We start from the raw sequence: 17,235 nt of genomic DNA on the forward strand, positions 1-17,235 counted from the left end.
AGGCGTTTCAGCTCTGCCGGTCGAGCGGAGTCGAGACCTGGCCGCGCACCGGATGTCCGGCTGCCGACCGTCCTCCGCGATAGCCGAACACGAGAGCCGGACCGAGGGTGCCTCCGGCGCCGCCGTAGACCATGCCCGTAGGGGCGGCCATTGCGTTCCCGACAGCCCACAGACCGGGGATGACATCGCCGTCGACGTCGAGCACTTCGCAGTCGACAGTGGTCCGCGGACCGCCCTTGGTGCCGAGCGTGCTGCTGTGCAGCGGTGCCGCGTAGAAGGGGCCGCTGTCGATGCGTCCGAGAGTCGACAGCACGCCGGGATAGTGCGACCGATCGCCGCACCAGCCGTCGTACGCACTGTCTCCACGCAAGAAGTCGTCGTCGTGGCCCTTGTCGACTAGTTCGTTCCACCGATCCACAGTGGCGGTGAGCTCCCCGGGCGGAAGCCCGAGTTCGGCTGCGAGTTCGGCTACCGAGTCGGCGCGCGTGATCCACTGCGGCATCGATCCTCCGGCAGGCGTGCCGTAGCCGCCGTACTCGTCGACGAAGCCCTGATCGAACAGAATCCAACAGGGCTGGTTGACATGACGGAACTGCGTCGGATCGAACGCGTGGAACGCGCCGCCCAAGGCGTTGTAGTTGGCAGCCTCATTGGTGAATCGCTGTCCGCGGACGTTGACGATGATGTTGCGCGGCAGCGAGCGTTCGCGTTGGACGAGCTGGACACCGTTGAGTGCATACTGCTCGGCCGGATCCCCGGGCTCGGCGACGACGGGAACCCACCACGCCTCGCGCATCACACCGAGCTTCGCGCCGATCCGCATCGACATCCGCAGACCGTCGCCGGTGTTGGTCGGTACGCCCGCGGGATGACTCATCGGCCCGCGCAGGAACGTCGTGGTCAACTCGGGGTCACGCTCGAAGCCGCCGGTCGCAAGGATCACTCCCCGGCGGGTTCGAACTTCGTGGCCGTCGGCGAATCTCGCGCCGACGACTGCTCCGTCTTCGGTGATCAGTTCGGTGGCGGCGCTGGAGAGGATCGGCTCGACTCCGTGGTCGAGCAGACCTTTTAGTAACGCTCCGAGAAGTGCGCGACCGAGCCCCTCCAACTGGCCTGCGGTGCGTTCTCGGTCGTCGTCCTCGGTGAGGAACCCAGTTCCGCCGCCGACCGGCGATTCGCTCACGTACATCCGCCGCGGTGATCCGAAGATGCGATCGGCCCAATTGCCCAACGCATCGAAGCCGAACAGTCCCGGTTCCACCGATCGGCCGCCGTGCGGCCGTCCGCCGGGAAACTCGGGGTGATAGTCCGGATAGCCGGGAACCAGGCGCATGCGAAGCGGCGTCGATGTCTCGAACCAATCGAGCATCGGGCCGACCGTCCGAACGAACGCCTCGGCCATCTCCGGGAGGATCATCCCATTGGAGAGTGCATCCAGATAGGCCAACCCGTCATCGACGCTGTCGGTGACGCCGGCCTCCGCCGCGTACTGGTTGGCGGGGAGCCATGCCACCCCGCTCGACAACGCGGTGGTCCCGCCCAACTGGTCTGCCTTCTCATGGACAGCGACCGATGCCCCCGCGTGCGCCGCAGACAGGGCGGCGCAGAGTCCGGACGCACCACTTCCGAGAACGAGCACATCGACAGTCGGTACCGTCATCGTGCGTCACCTCTTCTATAGTCGTGAATCGATCGTGGGGCGGGCATCGCCGCGTCCGGGTCAGTCCGGCAGAACGGGATTGGGGTTGAATCCGGCCAGGATGGTGTGCCCGGCGTCGACAACGATGTTCTGGCCCGTCATCGCGAATGCGCCGTCGGAGGCCAGCCATGCCGCAGCATTGGCAATCGATTCCGGGGCCAGCGCGCCCTGGCCGGCGATCGCTCCGAAATGCAGTGACGCACGGTCGTAATCGGCGCGATCGGCGTTCGGGTGGCCTGCCATCTGGTCGTACATCGCTTGGAAGTTCGTCATCGGAGTGTCGATGAGGCCGGGCGCCACGGAGTTGACGCGGATCCCGTAGGCGCCGAGGGTCTGCGCGGCGCTCCGCATGAGCCCCACCACGCCGTGCTTGGCCGCCGTGTAGTGGGCCGCTGCCGGGTTGCCCTCGACTGAGTTCACCGACGAGGTCAGAATCATCGAACCCGCCTTGCGTTCGATCAGGTGCGGGGTGACCGCCTTCATCGTCCGCCACACGCCCTTCAAGTTGACGTCCTGAACGTCGTCCCAGGTCTTCTCGTCCATCTCCCAGAACGGCGCCTGGGTGAAGATCCCGGCGTTCGCGACCACGACGTCGATCTTGCCGAACGTCTCAATACCCTCGGCGACCACGGAGTTCAGAGCGTCGGACGATCGCACGTCGGCGATGCGCGAGAGTACCCGGCGCCCGGTATCGGCGACCAGTCGCGCGGTCTCGGCGAGGTCGTCGGCAGATCCGTGCTCGTATGCCACGTTCTCGATCGGCTCGTCGATATCGATCACGATCACGTCGGCGCCTTCTCTCGCCATCGTGACCGCGTGCGCGCGGCCCTGGCCGTGCCCGGCTCCGGTGATGAACGCGACTTTTCCGTCAAGGATGCCCATGCGTCAGATGCCCTTCTTGATGAGTTGCTTTGCGAGCGAATCGAAGATGACCTCGGTCGACCCCTCGTAGATGCGCGTCGGACGCGCCTCGCGGTAGAGGCGCTCGATATCGGTGCCGCGGGTGATGCCGAAGCGCCCCATGATCTGAACTGCCCGGTCGACGACCCGTCCGCACGTCTCGGTGGCCGCCACCTTCGCCATCGACGACAGGTGCAAGCTGGCGAGCGGATCGCGCGCCGCCGCAGCGGCCGCTCGGTAGGTCAGTGAGCGGGCGGCCTCGATGTCGGTCCAGCACGAGGCGAGATGTTCGGGGACCGAACCGAGACGTGACAGCGGGCCCCCGAACTGCTCGCGACTGTTCGCGTGGTCGAGGGCCTGTCGCAGCGCGGCCTCGGCCATGCCGACCGATGCGCCGGCCACCGACACACGGAAGGTCGCCAACGTGGCGAGCACCAGCGAGAAGCCCTTTCCGGGCTCGCCGATCCGATGGTCGCGCGGGACTCGGACGTCGGTGAGGATCACATCGGACAGCACGTGCGGCGCAATGATCTGATGCGGCCGCTCGGTGCGCACGCCGGGATTGTCCGCGGGGACGAGGATCAGCGAGTAGCCGTCACCCTCACGCGCCAGGATGCTGTAGATCGCGGCGTCGCCACCGTTGGTGATGAACGACTTGTGACCGTTCACGACGAGCTCGTCGCCGTCGACGATCGCCGTCGTGGTCAACGCCTTCAGATCCGATCCGACGTCGGGTTCGGTGAGACCCAGTGCCGCGATGGCCTCGAGTGAGGCCACCTTCGGCAGCCACTTGTCGCGGACCGCATCCGAACCGGCGACGGCCAGGCCATAACTGCCGATACCCTGCATCGCGAACATCGAGTCGAGGTGACCGCTCTCGGCGGCCAACTGCTCGCGCACCACGGTCATCGCAAGCGAATCGACGGCGTCGAAACGGCCGCCCCACCGCTTGGGCACGGCGAGTTCGGTCAATCTCGACGCCGCGAGACGGGCGCGTACGTCGGGGTCGGTCTCGCTCGACTCGTCGGCGCGGGCCGCGATGTCGCGCACGGACACCGCGAGTTCACGCGCGTGCTCCTGCAGCTCGAGGTATCTCGCGGGGAGTGCGAACAACCCGGTCTCGTCGATGCTCATTCATCGCCTCCATGATTGATGACGCCTGCCGCAGCGAGACGTGTTAGTTCGGCGTCGTCGAGACCGAGACGCTCGATCAGGACTTCGCGGGTCTGCTCGCCGACGGTGGGGACGCCGTCGTACACGGGTCCGTCGTAGCCGGCCATGTGGAGGACGGGGCCCGGCATCAGCGTATTGCGCAGGATCTCGTTTCCGGTGATCTCCACGAGGGTCCGCTCCTGGAAGTGCGGGTCCTTGACGACATCGGATGCGTCATTGACCGCTGCCGACACCACCTCGAACTTCTCCAGGATCGCCAGGATCTCCTCGCGCGGCGCATGCTTGCACCAGTCGATGACCATGGCCTGGACCTCGTCGTTGTTGGCGAGACGGTCCGCGTTGGTCGCGTACCGAGGATCCTCGATGACCTCGGGCCTGCCCATCGCGGCGAACAGCCGCGCGGCGATCGCCTGATTCGACGCGGCGATCGACAGGTACTTGCCGTCGCCTGCCTGATAGATCCCGCGCGGCGACGCGGCTCCGGTGGAGTTGCCGATACGCTGCTGGACCTCGCCGAGCGCCGTGTACTTGAGGAACATGTCGCCGATGATGAACATCAGCGGCTCGTACAGGGCGACGTCGACGACCTCACCACGACCGGTACGGCTGCGGTTGAACAGCGCCATCGACACGCCCATGGCTGCCGACAGTCCGGCGATCGAGTCGGCGAATCCGAACGGCGGAGAGGTCGGCGGGCTTTCGGGCTGACCGTTGACGTTCGCGAACCCGCTGGCCGTCTCGGCAACAGTGCCGAATCCCGGCAGCAGTCGATTCGGGCCGGTCTGACCGAAACCGGACACTCGAGCCATCACGAGGCCGGGGTTGATCTCGTGGAGTGCGTCAGGATCCAGACCCCAGTCCTCGAGTCGGCCCGGCCGGAACGACTCGACGACGACGTCGGCGTCGGCGATGAGCTTCTTGACCAACTCGCGGCCCTGCTCGGTACGCAGATCGATCCCGACCGAACGCTTGCCAGCGTTCAGCCGTGAGAAGCCGAGCGAGAGGCCGTCCTTCTGTGGAATCCATTGCCGTGCATAGTCGCCCGTATTCGGATCCTCGACCTTGACCACGTCGGCGCCGAAGTCGCGGAGCATGCGACCGGCGGTCGGCGCCGCGTACATGGTGCCGAGTTCGACCACCTTCAGGCCTGCGAGGGGTGCGCCATTCGTTGACATCAGATCCTCCACTGGATGTGTTTGGGCTCGAGGTATTCGCGCATACCCCATTCGCCGAGTTCGCGGCCGACGCCGGACCTGCCGTAGCCACCGAACGGCGCATCCGGCCGCATGGCGCCGCCGCCATTGATCCAGACTGTTCCCGCACGGATCTGTTCGGCGACGCGGCGAGCTTCGATCGGGTCGTCGCACCACACGTTGGCAGCGAGGCCGAACGGGGTGTCGTTGGCCAGGCGAATCGCGTCGTCGGTGTCCTTGAACGGCAGGATGACGGCGACCGGGCCGAAGATCTCCTTCTGGACGGCACGCGCGTCGGGCGGCAGGTCGCCGAGCAGGACCGGATTGATGAAGTAGCCCTTCTCCGGCAGCGGCTTGGTCACCTCCAGGAGCTTGGTGCCGCCGTCCGCGACGGAGTCGTCGATGAAGCTCTGGACGCTTGCCCGGTGATCCGGGCGGATCATCGGTCCGATGTTGGTGTTCCGGTCCCAGGGGTCGCCCACGATCATCTGGTCGAACGCGCTTGCTCCCGCCTCGAGGAACTCGTCGTAGACGCTGTCGTGGACCAGAAGACGTGCGAGAGCGGCGCAGCCCTGTCCGCCGTTGCGGGACCAGCGCAGGTGCATCTCGACGGCGATCTTCTGGACGTCGACGCCCGGAAGCACGATGTTCGGCGATTTTCCGCCCAACTCGAGTGTCACGCCGGTCAGGTTGGTCGCGGCCTGAGCCATGATCTGTGCGCCGACGCCGTCCGAACCGGTGAACGACACCCGGTCCACCCCGGCATGCGAGGACAACTGCTTGCCGACGTCAACGCCGCCGATCACGATGTTCATGACGCCGTCGGGAAGTCCCGACTCCTTGATGAGTTCGGCGAGGAACAACGTGGTCAACGGTGTGCGCGGCGACGGGAAGAGCACCACGGTGCAGCCGGCGGCGAGTGCGGCGCCGAACTTGAACACCGCCAGATTGAGCGGATAGTTGTAGCCGGTGATCGCGGCGACCACGCCGACGGGATCGTGGACCACGTCGCTCATCGTTGGGACGGGCTTGTCGTACTCGCCCAGGTGCAGCGTGCGGTCGGTCTTCGCAGCCTCGGCCGCCCACCGCAGGTGCTCGTCTACGGCCATCTTGACCTGTAGGTACTCGGCCAGCGACACCGGAGTGCCGACCTCGTTGACGATCGACGGAAGTAACTTGTGCGCAGCGCGTTCGAGCGCGTCGGCGAAGCGGTGGATGTGCACGCTGCGCTCTTCCCCGGAGAGCGCAGCCCACTTCGGAAACGCTGTGCGCGCTGCGGCGACGGCGGCGTCGACCTGTGTTGACGAGGCACCTCCGACCTCGGCGATGACCTCTTCGGTCGCCGGGTTGACGACTTCCCAGGTCTCACCGGTGGGTTCGACGTCCGCGCCGCCGATCAGCAGGGTGCGGTTCGGTGGAACCCAACTCTGGTCTACGGTCTGGTCAGCATCAGGCATGACAGACTCCTTTCGAAGCTGCGATGTGGTCAGTGGTTCGTGATGGCCGCGGCGCGCTCGAGCCAGCCCACGGCCTTGTCGTAGTGGGCCTTGTCGATGTGCAGACCGCGGTAGCGCAACGCGCCGACCCCGTCGGCGGCGGCTTTCTCATAGGCGTCGACCATGCCCTGGTAGAACTCGATGTCCTTGTCAGATGGGCTGAAGACGTCGTTGATGGTCTCGACGTGCTTCGGGTGGATCGCGATCATGCCTCGGAATCCGAGGCCTCGGCCGTGAGTCGCGAATGCGCGCAAGCCGTCGATGTTCTCCAAGTCCTCCCAGAGCGCGGTGAGGGCGTGGAGGCCGGATTCCCGGCAGGCGAGCAGGATTCGGCTGCGCAGGTAGAGCGACTCCTGGCCTTCCGGCGTCCATTCGAATCCGACCTCGCGGGCGATGTCGGCGTGCTCAGCGGTCGGGCCGATCATCGCGCCGACGCGCGGTGACGCCGCAGCGATCTCACGGCAGTTCCAGATCGCCTTCACCGTCTCGACCGGGACGATGTACTCGAGGCCCTCGACGCCGTTGCGCATCTCGAAGTGGTCGAGGAGTGCGTCGTATCGGACGACGTCGATCTCGGTCTCGATCTTCGGAGCGAAGACACCGTCGAGGCCGGGAACGACGACGGCTTCGAGGTCGCTGCCGGTCAGGCGGGTCGCGAGCGGGTTCACTCGGACGAACAACCCGATCGTCGGGTTGTTCCGACGGACGTCGCCGATCAGTTCGGCGACGGTGTCGCGCGCCACGGCTTTCTCTGCCGCGGGTACCGAGTCCTCGAGGTCGAGGACGATGCAGTCGGCGCCCGCCGCGACGGCCTTCTCAGCCCACGCGGGACGGTGCCCGGGAACGAAGAGGATGGAACGGTAGGGATGCATGGTTGCCTCTCTCGTGCGTGCTCTCGGCGCGTACGCCGTTGCGTCAGTAGTTGCGGGGCAGACCGAGGACGTGCTCGGCGGTGTAGTTGAGCACCATCTCCTGGCTGATCGGCGCGATGCGCATGAGTCGAGCCTCGCGGAAGTAGCGCTCCACATGGAACTCCTTACCGAATCCGAAGCCGCCGTGGACCTGAAGTGCCGCATCCGCGGCGAAGAAGCCTGCTTCGGCGCACAGGTACTTGGCGGCGTTCGCCTCACGGCCGCACGGCAGTCCCTGATCGACCATCCACGCGGCCTTGTCGAGGACGGCCTGCGCGGCGTCGAGCTTGATGCGTGATTCGGCGAGCTGGAATGCGATGCCCTGATTCTTACCGATCGGACGACCGAACACCTCGCGTTCGTTCGCGTAACGCACGCCGCGGCGGAGCGCTGCCTCACCGATGCCGAGAGCGGCGTTCGCGGAGATGACGCGCTCGGCGTTGAGCCCGCCGAGAATCGTGCGGAACCCGTGCCCCACCTCTCCGACTACGTCCTCGTCGGCGACGAACAGCTCATCGATGAACAGTTCGTTGGTGTCGACGGCGTTGCGGCCCATCTTGGGGATCTCGCGGATCTGCACATGGTCGCGGTCCATATCCGCGAACAGCAGCGTCATGCCTGCCGTGCGTTTGCCGCCCTCCTCGCGAGGAGAGGTACGGCACAGCAGCAGCATCTTCTCGGCCTCCTGGGCCTTTGTGATCCACACCTTCTTGCCGCTGACCAGCCATCCGCCGTCGACCTTCTTGGCGAACGTCTTGATGTTCGTGGTGTCCGTGCCAGCATCGGGTTCGGTGACTGCGAACGATGTGTGCAGTTCGCCGGTGACCACGCGCGGCAGATACTTACGCTTCATCTCGTCGCTGCCGTGGTGGATGATCGGCTCGAATCCGAAGATCCCGATGTGAACGGCGCTGCAACCGCCCATTCCGGCACCGGACGCGGAAATGGCTCGTTCGACGACGGCCGCCTCTGTGACACCGAGTCCGCCGCCGCCGTACTCTTCGGGGACGGTCAGCCCGAGCCAGCCGCCTTCGGCGATCGCGTTGTAGAACTCCCACGGGAACTCGTGCGAGTCGTCGTGCTCCATCCAGTACTCATCGGGGAAGCGCTGGCACAGTTGCTCGATGGCCGTGCGGATGTCTTCATGCGTGGAATCCGGGGTGTAGTCCATGTCGTGTCTCTCTGCGTTGGGCTCGAAAAGTCAGACGGGCGCGCGTTCGGCGTCGAAGGTGTCCGGGGTGATGCCCTCGTCGCGGAGGACGGCCTTGCGGACCTTCTCCGACGGAGTCTTCGGCAACGCGTCGACCGTGCGGATGTATCGAGGCCTGGCGAACGCTGGGATGCGGCCGTCGCAGAATGCGAGGAGTTCTGCCGGATCGACGGTCTCGGTGACGACTATCGCCGCGAGGACCTCGTCCTCCCCAGCGTCCACGTCGGCCGGCACGCCGATCACTGCGCACTCGTGCACCCCCGGATGTGCCAGCACGACCTGCTCCACTTCGTACGACGAGATGTTCTCGCCGCGACGGCGTAGCGCATCCTTGTACCGATCGACGAAGTAATACCAGCCGGCGTCGTCGCGGCGGAGGGCGTCACCGGTGTGGAACCACAGGTTGCGCCAGGTCTCGACGGTCTTCTCCGGCATCCCGTAGTACCCCATGCTGCAGATGTACGGGGATTTCGGGCGGACGACGAGCTCGCCGACCTCCCCGATGGGCACCTCACGGTCGGTGTCCGGGTCGACGAGGCGGATGTCGAACCAGTCCGAGGCCTGCAGGCCGGCCGCGCCGGGCGGGATCTCGACGTTGTACGGCGAGAGGATCGGAGCGGACGTCTCGGTGAGGCCGAACGCGTTGACGAAGGTCTCCACGCCGTAGCGCTTCTTGAAGTCTTCGGCGATCGTCGAGGCGATCGGTGCCGCGTAGATGCATCGGAGCTTGTTGTCGAGATCGTTCTCGCGCGGTGTCTGTTTCCACGCGAAGTCCATCATCACGCCGACGAAGTTGGTGACGGTCACCTCGGAGTCGCGCACGTGGTCGATCCAGCGGCTGGCGCTGAACTTTCGTCGGATCACCGCACTCGCGCCCGCGACGAGCGCCGGGAAGACCGCCATGAACTGGGCGTTCCCGTGGAAGAGCGGAGTGGCCGTCAGATATCGGTCGACAGCCGTCAGACGGGTCAGTGACACGACCTCCTGGGCGAAGAAGTACAACTGCGCGTGCGGCATCGCCACGCCCTTCGACGGCCCGGTCGTACCGGAAGTGAAGAAGATCGCGCCGAGATCGGCGGGCGCGGGCGCGGGCGCGTTCAGCGGCTCGCCTGCAGGTAGACGGTCCCACGGCTCGGCCTGAAATCCGGCCGCGGTCAAAGTGCTGATCGCGGCGTCGAGCGAGCCGGTGTCGATGACCCAGAACTTCTCGACCCGGTTGACGCCGTTCGCCGAGTCGTGGTCGGCGACAGCCGCGAACCGCGTGGCGTAGTCGTCGTCGATGACGGCCCAACGCGCGTCGGCGACGGTGAACTGGTGCTTGAGGAACTCGCCCTCGTAATTGGTGTTGATCGGCACCTGAACGGTGCCGCCCATGGCCGTGGCCCACCAGCTGAGCACGAGGCGTGAGGAATTCTGTGCCATGATGGCGACCCGGTCGCCGCGCTGAACAGCTGCCGCGTCGAACGAGCCCGCGATCTTCTCGGCTTCGGCGAGCGCTTGTGCGTACGTGAGTTCGACATCCTCCTCCGGCGCGAACAGACACGGCGCGTCCGGGGTGCGCGTGGCGTGTGTGCGCAGCACTGTCGCCAGGGTCCAATCGTCAGGATCAGCGAAGTTCGGGGTCAGATCTGTGTAGACGTCCATTGATCGGTTCTCCTTGTCACTTGCGCTGGTCAAAGCCGCGTCCGAGCATTTCGGAGACGATGCGGGTGCGCTGCATGGTCGGCGTGCCGCCGGCGAGCGCCCAACCGTGCGCATCACGGTGCATCCGCTCGATGCCGAATTCCTCGGTGTACCCGTTGCCGCCGTGCAATTGCATCGCGAGGTCGGTGACCTTCTTGGCCATCTCGTTGGCAGTGCACTTGGCGAGCGAGACGTGGAGTGGGTTCGGGAGGTCTGAACCGGTCACCACGCCTGCGGCGGCACGTTCGAGGAGCAAGCGCGCCTGCTCCACCTGCAGCACCATATCGGCAACGGTCATCTGCACAGCCTGGAACTCGATGAGCGGCTTGCCGAACTGCTCGCGGTCCTGCACGTACTTCAGCGTCAGATCCAGGGCGCGCTGACCGAGGGCCAGGCTCATCGTGGAGTTTCCCAGACGCTCGATGGAGAACGCGGTGAACAGTCTCCGGAAGCCGCCGGGCTCGACGACGATGTTTTCCTTCGGGACCTCGACGTCGTCGAAGTAGATGTCGGCAGAGGGGATGCCGCGGAATCCCATCAGCTTCTCGCGTGCGCCGTAGCTGATGCCGTCGCGGTCGGCCTCGACGAGCACCGCGCCGATGCCCTTCGCACCAGGGGCATCCGACATCCGCGAATACACGAGGTAGACGTCGGCTTCGCTGCCGTTGGAGATCCACCGCTTGTTGCCGGTGACCCGGACTGTGTCGTCGGTGACAACGGCCTTGGTGGTCAGGTCGGTGGCAGCTGATCCGGCGTCCGGTTCGGAGATCGCGACCGCCATGGTGATGTCGCCTGCGATGATGCCGGGCAGAAATCGTTGCTTCTGGTCAGGGGTCCCTAGCCGTGCGATGACTTGCGCCGGGCCCGTGTTGGACTCGAAGACCTGGAACGCGGCGGGCCGACAGTGGTAGGCGAGTTGCTCGATGACCGCGAGTGCGTGGGAGAGGGGGGCGCCCGAGCCGCCGTACTCTTCGGGCAGTGCGATGCCGAGGAATCCGAGAGACCCGAGGAACTGACGGTCCTCCAGGGGCACCGCAGTGCGGTCTGCGTCCCACTGTGCAGCCTTCGGCGCGAAGCGCTCTTGTGCTACCTGCGCGGCCAACTGTCTGATGGCCTGAAGATCGTCGGTGTCCGTGTGGGGTGTGGTCGGCGGCATTGCGACCCCTCTCCTCGTATCGTGTGAACGCTGTCGGGTGCCTGTGGCCGTTGTTCGCGGCCTGTCGGGTGTGACCTCCGACGTAGCAACTGTAATAACTATAATCATTAATTGCACGGAGATGCACTATCCGGCGAGAAAGTTCCGCTTTGGGTGACTTTCGCGCGCCGGTACTCGGGTTCAGGTGATCCCCTGGGCGGCCCAGCCGCCGTCGATCGGAATCGTGGCACCGGTGATGTAGGACGACAGCGAGGTTCCGAGGAAGTATGCGAGCTCGGCGACTTCCTCCGGTTCGCCGAATCGGTTCATCGGAATTCGATCGAGGAACTCTCGCTCGCGGACGACGCCCCGTCGGATGAAGTCCTGCGACAACTCGGTGACGATCGAACCCGGTGCGATGGCGTTCACGCGGATTCCGTGCGACGCCCACTCTGCCGCGAGGCCACGGACCAACCCGGCCACTCCGGCTTTCGCGGCGCCGTAGGCGGTGCGGCCGGGAAAGCCGAATATGCCGTTGAGCGACGACATCATCACGAGCGAGCCTCCCTCGGGCATGCGGGCGGCGGATTCCTGTGCGCCGACCATGGCTCCCGTCAGGTGGACGCGGAGCATCGCGTTCCAGTCGTCGAGCGAGTACTCGGTCGAATCGCCGGCTTTGGCGAAGCCTGCGTTCGCGACGAAGGCGGTGAGGTGCCCCTCGGCGAGGTCGCACGCCCGGCAGACGTCGTCGGGTGACGCTGCGTCTCCCCGCACGGACAGGTGGCCGGAACCCGCCCATGTCTTGACGGTCTCGGACAATCGATCCGAGTCGAGGTCGACCCCGATCACTCGATGATCGGCTGCGGCGAACTTGCGAGCGATTGCCGCGCCGATGCCTTGTGCCGCTCCGGTTACGACGACTGTGGGTCTGCTGGTCACTTCGGGGCTCCTAGCGGGATCGTCAGTTGGACGTCGATGCTCTTGATCGACAGGAGTAGTCCGCCACTCCGGTCAGCGACGAGGCGGTCGTTGTACTCGCCGAAGACGAGGGTGGGGCCAGCTTCGGTGAGCGCGACCGCCTGGAAGTACGCGTGCACATCGACGGCCAGGTCGTCTCCGCTGCACGAGATGTTGCCGACGAAGTGTTTGCTCCACGACGTGGGGCCGTCGAACACGGTGCGGTAGAACGCGAGGACCTCGTCGCGGCCTGTGCGTGCGCCGTCGACTCTGTGCAGGACGACGTCGGAATGCAGGCATGCCGCGAGCGCGGACTCGTCGGCGTCATCGACGGCTCTGGCGTACCGGTACATGGCCTCTCGTGCGCTCTCGGCGACGGCCGGTGTGACTGGCATGCTGAAACTCCTGTTCTGCAGGGTTGCGTGATCCCGCTCGATCGGTGCCGATGTCCCGAACCATTACAAGGATTATCATAAATATGAATTGCGTCTCACCAAGTTGGCGGTGTCGGCCCGTGTCGCCGCCGATTCCCCGTCACCTGAGATAAATTGTGGTAAAGATAATCATCAATAGTAGTCACGCACGATGCGATGCGAACGTGGAGGTTCCCCTATGCCGAACGCAGTGATCGTCGACGCGGTCCGTACCCCGATGGGAAAGGGGCGCGAAGGCGGCGCACTCGCAGGCGTTCACCCCGTCGACCTGCTGGCCGGGGTGCTCGACTCTCTCGTGCGGCGAACCGGCATCGACCCGGGGGAGGTCGACGACATCCTGGTTGGCTGTGTCGGACAGAACCTGGAACAGTCGGCGACCCCGGGTCGAATGGCCGCGCTGGCAGCGGGGTTTCCCGTCCACGTTCCGTCGGTGACCATCGAGCGAAAGTGCGGATCCGGTCAGCAGGCCGTCGACTTCGCCGCCCAGGGAGTCATGGCGGGCGCGTACGACATGGTGATCGCGGGCGGCGTCGAGTCGATGAGCCGCGTCCCGATGGGGAGCGCACGCGGCGAAGTCGACCCGTTCGGTCCCCGAGTCCGTGCCCGGTTCGGTGAACTCATCGGTCAGGGCGTTGCCGCCGAACTCGTCGCCGAGAAATGGAACATCTCGCGGGCCGCGCTGGACGCGTACTCGGCGCGTTCGCACGAGCGCGCAGCCGCCGCAGTTGCGCGCGGGGCCTTCGACAACGAGATCGTCGGAGTGCGGACCGAGGCGGGAGTCGTCGACACAGACGAGTCGATCCGTGTCGGGACCACCGCCGAGAAGCTCGGCGGGTTGCGGGCGGTCTTCGGTACCGAAGCCAACGTTGAGCGTTTTCCGCATCTCGACTGGAAGGTCACCGCGGGTAACGCCTCCCAGATCACCGACGGAGCTTCAGCCCTGCTGATAATGAGCGAGGCGAAGGCGGCGGCGCTCCGGCTCACGCCCATCGCCCGAATAGTCGCCTCGGCGGTGACTGGCGACGATCCGATGCTCATGCTCACTGCACCGATCCCGGCGTCGCGCAAGGCGCTGTCCAAGGCGGGACTTGCCGCCGATGACATCGCCTCGTTCGAGGTGAACGAGGCGTTCGCCTCTGTACCGCTCGCCTTCCAACGCGAACTCGGGGTGGCCGACGACAGACTCAACCCGGTGGGCGGAGCGGTCGCGCTCGGGCATCCGCTCGGGGCTTCCGGTGCCCGGATCATGACGACCATGATCAATCATTTGGCCGCTACCGGAGGACGTTACGGGCTGCAGACCATGTGCGAGGCCGGCGGTATGGCCAACGCGACGATCGTCGAGTCGCTGGCCTGATCGGCGCTCGACCGACACTGATCCGTCCATGAGAAAGGAACACTGACATGCAACTGGCGAACTCGTCGGCCATCGTCACCGGAGGTGCGTCCGGTCTCGGCCTGGCCACCGTCAATCGCCTCATCGAACAAGGCGTCCACGTCGTGATCGTCGACCTGCCGACCTCGGCGGGCGCCGATGTCGCGGCTGAGCTCGGCGACCTGGTCCAGTTTGGGCCGGCCGATGTCGCCGATCCGGTGGCCGTCGACGCGGCGCTCGACCTCGCCGAGGACCGGGGCCCGTTGCGCACCGTGGTGCACTGCGCCGGGCGCGGCGGCACCGTCCGTGTCGTCGAACGCGACGGCGAGCCCGGCTCGCTCGAGACTTACACGTCGTTGATCACCACCAACTTGATCGGAAGCTTCAACGTGCTGCGGCTCGCCGCCGCCCGCATGGTGAACAACGAGGTCGTCGACGGCGAACGCGGCGTGGTCGTCATGACCGCGTCGGTCGCCGCGTGGGAGGGCCAGATCGGTCAGATCCCGTACGCCTCCGCGAAGGCGGGCGTCGTTGGCATGACTCTCGTCGCAGCGCGCGACCTGGCGCGCAAGTTGGTTCGCGTCAACTCCATCGCGCCCGGGGTGTTCGACACCCCGATCCTCTCCCGGTTCTCGCAGGAGATCCGCGACGGCCTCGCCGCGCAGATTCCGAACCCGGCGCGCCTGGGTGATCCGGACGAGTACGCGCGTCTGGCCATGGCGATCATCGACAACGGCATGCTCAACGGCGAAGTCATCCGACTCGACGGCGCGATCAGGATGGCACCGAAATGACAGTTCACACGCAGACGCGAGGGGGCGTCCTCGTCGTCACGATCGACCGCCCAGAAGTGAAGAATGCGATCGACACCGCTACGGCCCAGGCCATCGCCGACGCGATGGAGCAACTCGACGCCACCCCCGAAATCACGGCGGGAGTGCTGACCGGCGCGGGCGGAACCTTCTGCACGGGAATGGATCTCAAGGCGTTCCTCGCCGGCGAGCGGCCCTCTGTCGACGGCCGGGGATTCGCCGGAATCGCGCACACTCCGCCTGCGAAACCGGTGATCGCCGCGGTCGAGGGGCACGCTATCGCGGGCGGATTCGAGATCGTCCTCGCGTGCGACCTCGTCGTGGCGTCCGAGACCGCGGTGTTCGGTCTGCCCGAGGTCAAGCGCGGTCTGCTCGCCGGAGGTGGAGGACTGCTCCGGCTACCCGAACGTGTCCCGTACGCGCTCGGGCTCGAATGGGCGCTGACGGGTGACTTCGTCAGTGCCGAACAAGCGCGTGACGCGGGTCTGATCAGCAGACTCACTCCGGAGGGCGACGCACTCGACACCGCAATCGAGCTGGCCGAGCGGATCGCGAAGAACGGTCCGCTCGCGGTGCGCGGGACCAAGGAGATCTGGACGAAGGCCCGCGACTGGAGCAACGCTGAGCGCTTCGACAAGATGTGGGAGATCTACGAGCCGATTCGGTCGTCCGACGACGCGAAGGAAGGTGCCACTGCCTTCCGTGAGAAGCGTCCGCCGGAGTGGAAGGGGCGCTGATCTGTGGCGTTCGTGATCACGAGGCCGTGCTGCAACGATGCGAGTTGTGTCAGCGTGTGTCCGGTGAACTGCATCCATCCGACACCGGAGGAACCGGAGTTCCGCACCGCGGAGATGCTGTACATCGATCCGCAGACCTGTATCGACTGCGGTGCCTGTGTCGATGCGTGCCCGGTGGGTGCGATCTTTCCTGACGACGAACTCGCTGACGAGGACGAGCCGTATCTCCAGCTGAACGCCGACTTCTACCTCGATCACGACGTCGAGGCGGGAGAGCCGCGCCTCGTGCGCACGCCGAAGCTCCCCGACGGCGACGTGCACGTCGCCGTCGTCGGGGCGGGGCCCGCAGCCTTCTATGCGACCGAGGAATTGGTTCGGCACCCCGCCGTCCAGGTAGACATGTTCGATCGACTTCCGACTCCGTACGGTCTGGTTCGCGCGGGCGTCGCTCCCGACCATGCCGCGACCAAGGGAGTCGAACGGACCTTCTCGTCGACGGCGCGCAAGAAGAACTTCCAGTACTACCTGGGTGTGAGCGTCGGTGACGACATCACCCACGACGAGTTGGTCGAGCGTTATCACGCCGTTGTGTACGCGAGCGGGGCGTCGACCGACAGACGACTCGGCATCGAAGGCGAGTCGCTGCCCGGGTCGGTGGCCGCCACCGACTTCGTCGCTTGGTACAACGGTCATCCCGATCACGCCGACGACGTCTTCGACCTGTCGTCCGAGCGCGCGGTGATCATCGGCAACGGGAACGTGGCGCTCGACGTCGCTAGGATCCTCCTGACCGACCCGGACGGCCTCGCATCGACCGACATCGCAGCGCACGCACTCGAGGCCCTGCGGTCGTCGTCGATCCGTGAAGTCGTGATCCTGGGACGACGCAGCGTCGCCGACGGCGCCTACACGAACTCCGAGTTCCTCTCGATGGGGCTCGTGGACGGGGTCGACGTGGTCCTGAACGCAGACGACCTCGAACTGTCGCCACAGGTGGCGGCGCAGGTGGCCGACGGCAGCGTCGACAGCACGATCGGGTCGAAGATCCGTCTGGCTCGCGAGTACGCGGACCACGGAGTAGGCGGCGGGGACCGGCGCGTCGTCTTCCGGTACCTGACCGCTCCGGCCGAGATCCTCGGCGACGGCCGGGTCACCGGCGTACGGGTCGTGCGCAACACGTTCGAGCCCGACTCCGGTCGAGTGACGCCGACCGAGACGACCTCGGACATCGACGCAGGCCTGGTGATCCGGTCGATCGGCTATCGCGGGGTCGCCGTCGATGGGCTCCCGTTCGACGACGACGCAGGCGTGGTGCCGAACGTCGACGGCCGCGTCGTCGGCGACGACGGCGAACCTGTGCCCGGCCACTATGTCGCGGGTTGGCTGAAGCGGGGCGCGTCCGGCGGTATCGGTACCAACCGGTTCTGTGGCCAGGAGACGGCCGCATCGTTGATCGCCGACATCGTCGCGGGGTCGTTGCGTGCGCCGACCGGTTCGCGCGGCGACGTCGTCGAGCTGCT

Annotated in this window: 15 protein-coding genes; 4 read left to right on the forward strand and 11 right to left on the reverse strand. The window is 66.1% G+C overall.

Going from position 1 to position 17,235, the window contains the following annotated elements; genetic code table 11:
• Positions 1-7: 7 nt before the first annotated feature.
• The 11 genes from ACTIMF_RS08500 to ACTIMF_RS08550 all read right to left on the reverse strand — a co-directional run bounded on the left by ACTIMF_RS08500 (position 8) and on the right by ACTIMF_RS08550 (position 12,752).
• The gene (locus ACTIMF_RS08500; protein ID WP_442349842.1) at positions 8-1,660 is read right to left on the reverse strand and encodes an FAD-dependent oxidoreductase; all 1,653 of its coding nucleotides are present in this window, start codon (positions 1,658-1,660) and stop codon (positions 8-10) included.
• A gap of 60 nt (positions 1,661-1,720) precedes the next feature.
• A complete protein-coding gene (locus tag ACTIMF_RS08505) occupies positions 1,721-2,581 on the reverse strand; it encodes a mycofactocin-coupled SDR family oxidoreductase (RefSeq protein WP_442349843.1) in 861 nt (286 codons plus the stop codon).
• Positions 2,582-2,584: 3 nt separating this feature from the next.
• Positions 2,585-3,733, reverse strand: coding sequence for an acyl-CoA dehydrogenase family protein (locus ACTIMF_RS08510; RefSeq protein ID WP_442349844.1), 1,149 nt, complete (start codon positions 3,731-3,733; stop codon positions 2,585-2,587).
• Entirely contained in the window at positions 3,730-4,947 is a 1,218-nt protein-coding gene (locus tag ACTIMF_RS08515) for a CaiB/BaiF CoA transferase family protein (protein ID WP_442349845.1), read from the reverse strand. The genes ACTIMF_RS08510 and ACTIMF_RS08515 overlap by 4 nt, the downstream gene beginning before the upstream one ends.
• Positions 4,947-6,422, reverse strand: a complete 1,476-nt coding sequence (locus ACTIMF_RS08520) for an aldehyde dehydrogenase family protein (RefSeq protein ID WP_442349846.1) — start codon at positions 6,420-6,422, stop codon at positions 4,947-4,949. The genes ACTIMF_RS08515 and ACTIMF_RS08520 overlap by 1 nt, the downstream gene beginning before the upstream one ends.
• Positions 6,423-6,451: 29 nt before the next feature.
• Positions 6,452-7,333 (reverse strand): HpcH/HpaI aldolase/citrate lyase family protein, encoded by an 882-nt coding sequence (locus ACTIMF_RS08525; RefSeq protein WP_442349847.1) that lies wholly within the window; start codon positions 7,331-7,333, stop codon positions 6,452-6,454.
• Positions 7,334-7,376: 43 nt separating this feature from the next.
• Entirely contained in the window at positions 7,377-8,543 is a 1,167-nt protein-coding gene (locus tag ACTIMF_RS08530) for an acyl-CoA dehydrogenase family protein (RefSeq protein ID WP_442349848.1), read from the reverse strand.
• Positions 8,544-8,573: 30 nt separating this feature from the next.
• The gene (locus ACTIMF_RS08535) at positions 8,574-10,226 is read right to left on the reverse strand and encodes an AMP-binding protein (protein ID WP_442349849.1); all 1,653 of its coding nucleotides are present in this window, start codon (positions 10,224-10,226) and stop codon (positions 8,574-8,576) included.
• 16 nt (positions 10,227-10,242) lie between these two features.
• Positions 10,243-11,421 carry an acyl-CoA dehydrogenase family protein gene (locus ACTIMF_RS08540; RefSeq protein WP_442349850.1) on the reverse strand — a complete coding sequence of 393 codons (1,179 nt, stop codon included), beginning with the start codon at positions 11,419-11,421 and terminating at the stop codon, positions 10,243-10,245.
• Positions 11,422-11,601: 180 nt separating this feature from the next.
• Positions 11,602-12,339, reverse strand: a complete 738-nt coding sequence (locus tag ACTIMF_RS08545) for an SDR family NAD(P)-dependent oxidoreductase (protein WP_442349851.1) — start codon at positions 12,337-12,339, stop codon at positions 11,602-11,604.
• Positions 12,336-12,752, reverse strand: a complete 417-nt coding sequence (locus tag ACTIMF_RS08550) for a nuclear transport factor 2 family protein (protein WP_442349852.1) — start codon at positions 12,750-12,752, stop codon at positions 12,336-12,338. Before ACTIMF_RS08550 ends, ACTIMF_RS08545 begins: the two co-directional genes overlap by 4 nt.
• A 217-nt stretch (positions 12,753-12,969) precedes the next feature.
• Between ACTIMF_RS08550 and ACTIMF_RS08555 the strand changes: the two genes are divergently transcribed.
• From ACTIMF_RS08555 to ACTIMF_RS08570, 4 genes are all read left to right on the forward strand, one after another.
• A complete protein-coding gene (locus tag ACTIMF_RS08555; RefSeq protein WP_442349853.1) occupies positions 12,970-14,148 on the forward strand; it encodes a thiolase family protein in 1,179 nt (392 codons plus the stop codon).
• 47 nt (positions 14,149-14,195) lie between these two features.
• Complete coding sequence (locus tag ACTIMF_RS08560; protein WP_442349854.1) at positions 14,196-14,960, forward strand: SDR family NAD(P)-dependent oxidoreductase; 765 nt, start codon at positions 14,196-14,198, stop codon at positions 14,958-14,960.
• Positions 14,957-15,715 (forward strand): crotonase/enoyl-CoA hydratase family protein, encoded by a 759-nt coding sequence (locus ACTIMF_RS08565; RefSeq protein ID WP_442349855.1) that lies wholly within the window; start codon positions 14,957-14,959, stop codon positions 15,713-15,715. Before ACTIMF_RS08560 ends, ACTIMF_RS08565 begins: the two co-directional genes overlap by 4 nt.
• Before the next feature lie 3 nt (positions 15,716-15,718).
• Positions 15,719-17,235: FAD-dependent oxidoreductase (locus tag ACTIMF_RS08570; protein ID WP_442349856.1), on the forward strand; the 1,517-nt coding region annotated here is incomplete at its 3' end.

The sequence above is a fragment of the Gordonia sp. (in: high G+C Gram-positive bacteria) genome, from assembly GCF_052106715.1.
Classification (GTDB): Bacteria; Actinomycetota; Actinomycetes; order Mycobacteriales; family Mycobacteriaceae; genus Gordonia.